Origin of the sequence: Psychrobacter sp. C 20.9 (genome assembly GCF_001921765.1) — a bacterium.
Classification (GTDB): domain Bacteria; phylum Pseudomonadota; class Gammaproteobacteria; order Pseudomonadales; family Moraxellaceae; genus Psychrobacter; species Psychrobacter piscatorii_B.
Genome location: NZ_MRYC01000037.1, coordinates 1 through 1,280 on the forward strand (window position 1 = coordinate 1; position 1,280 = coordinate 1,280).

1 protein-coding gene is annotated in these 1,280 nt (G+C 47.1%); it reads right to left on the reverse strand.

What is annotated here, in order from left to right:
- Nucleotides 1-70 precede the first annotated feature (70 nt).
- Entirely contained in the window at nucleotides 71-1,261 is a 1,191-nt protein-coding gene (gene tuf / locus BTW00_RS13705) for an elongation factor Tu (RefSeq protein WP_058023791.1), read from the reverse strand.
- Between the last annotated feature and the right edge of the window lie 19 nt (nucleotides 1,262-1,280).

Genomic DNA, 1,280 nt, shown 5'->3' on the forward strand with positions numbered 1-1,280 from the left:
AAAAAAAGCCACCCTACTTAGGATGGCTTTTTTATGACTAATTCATAATCTCATTACTGAGACTTAAGTCTTAGTTCAATACGTTAGCAACAACACCAGCGCCTACAGTACGGCCACCTTCACGAATAGCGAAGCGTAGACCTTTGTCCATAGCGATTGGGTGGATAAGCTCTACGCCCATCTCAACGTTATCACCAGGCATGACCATTTCAGTACCGTCTTGTAATTGGATTGCGCCAGTTACGTCAGTGGTACGGAAGTAGAACTGTGGACGATAGCCGTTTAGGAATGGTGTGTGACGACCACCCTCTTCTTTTGACAGTACGTATACTTCGGCGTCAAATTTGGTGTGAGGCGTGATTGAACCTGGCTTCGCTAGTACTTGGCCACGTTGTACATCTTCACGCTTAGTACCACGTAGTAGTACGCCACAGTTTTCGCCTGCACGACCTTCGTCAAGCAGTTTACGGAACATCTCTACACCAGTACAGGTGGTTTTTTGAGTGTCACGGATACCAACGATTTCGATTTCGTCACCAACTTTTACGATACCAGATTCAACACGGCCGGTTACTACGGTACCACGACCTGAGATTGAGAATACGTCTTCGATTGGCATTAGGAATGCTTTGTCAACGTCACGCTCTGGCTCTGGGATGTAGGTGTCTAGTACGCTTAGTAGTTCTACAACGGCTGGTTGGCCGTATTTTTCTTGTGAGCCTTTTAGGGCTTCAGTAGCAGAACCGTGGATGATTGGGGTGTCATCACCTGGGAAGTCATAGTCGTTCAATAGTTCACGAACTTCCATTTCTACTAGTTCTAGTAGTTCTTCGTCATCTACCATGTCACATTTGTTCATGAATACGATGATGTATGGTACGCCAACCTGACGTGACAACAAGATGTGTTCACGAGTCTGTGGCATTGGGCCGTCAGTTGCTGATACAACTAAGATTGCGCCGTCCATCTGGGCGGCACCTGTGATCATGTTTTTAACATAATCGGCGTGACCTGGGCAATCTACGTGTGCGTAGTGACGTGTGTCTGTGTCATATTCTACGTGTGAGGTGTTGATGGTGATACCACGTGCTTTTTCTTCTGGTGCTGAGTCAATAGACGCGTAGTCTTTTGCTTCGCCACCAGAGGTGATTGCAGCTACGGTTGCGATTGCAGCGGTAAGGGTGGTTTTACCATGGTCAACGTGTCCGATGGTACCGACGTTGACGTGTGGCTTGCTACGTTCAAACTTGGCCTTTGCCATGGGTATTTCCTCTTTTTTT

Excerpts from the sequence above, each read along its gene's own strand:
- tuf (WP_058023791.1), bottom strand. The coding sequence starts at position 1,261 with ATGGCAAAGGCCAAGTTTGAACGTAGCAAGCCACACGTCAACGTCGGT.